The following is an 879-nucleotide window of genomic DNA, read 5'->3' as shown; positions in this document are numbered from 1 at the left end:
ACAAGCTGGAATCCGTCTCAGCTAACAACTTCGAGAAGCTGACCCTGGGCGATACCACGCTGACCACCAGCGTGACTGACGAACCAGGTTCGGGTGATCCGAAAGATCCGGCTAACGAAGGCGACAAAATCACCGTCACCATCGAAAGCAATGGCGACGTACTGGAAAACGCTGCACCGAAGTTCACCGTCAAGGTCGACCAGGTCCTCAAACAAGACCTGACCGTGACCCTGAGCAATGGCGATACCGTCGTCATCAAAGCCGGCACCACCAGCACTCCGTACGAGCTGGCTGCGCAAGGTGATGACGTCTACAAAGACGGCGAAACCATCAAACTCGGCGTCACTGACGCCGCAGTCGACGGCAAATCCTTCGAAAATCTGGTTCTCGGTAACGAAGCCATCGTTAAAGTCGGCGACACCGTCTCCGAAGTGGTCGCCACTCTGTCTGTGGATAAAACCACCGTCACCGAAGGCGGTTCCGTCACCTACACCGTGACCCTGACCAACGCTGCTGGCTTGCCGATGAGCAACCACGGCGAGCTGACCTTCAAGCTCTCCGACGGCACCACCATCACCGTTCCGGCCAATGGCACCACCGGCACTGCTGTGGTCACCGCCAAGGACGACATCTTCACTGGCGGTCAGGACGCCATCGTCAACAAACTCGAGTCGGTCTCGGCTAACAACTTCGAGAAGCTGACCCTGGGCGATACCACGCTGACTACCAGCGTGACTGACGAGCCAGGTGCGGACGGCGACAAGATCACCGTCACCATCGAAAGCAACGGCGACGTACTGGAAAATGCTGCACCGAAGTTCACCGTCAAGGTCGACCAGGTCCTCAAACAAGACCTGACCGTCACCCTGAGCAATGGCG

The 879-nt window shown here is 57.8% G+C and carries 1 protein-coding gene; it reads left to right on the top strand.

Features of this window, described 5'->3' with window-relative positions:
* On the top strand, positions 1-879 hold an 879-nt coding region (locus AACY45_RS27120; protein ID WP_339548503.1), incomplete at both ends, for an immunoglobulin-like domain-containing protein.

It is taken from the genome of Pseudomonas sp. RA_35y_Pfl2_P32 (genome assembly GCF_963970735.1).
Taxonomy (GTDB): domain Bacteria; phylum Pseudomonadota; class Gammaproteobacteria; order Pseudomonadales; family Pseudomonadaceae; genus Aquipseudomonas.
This window is presented reverse-complemented; position numbering and strand designations above follow the sequence as displayed.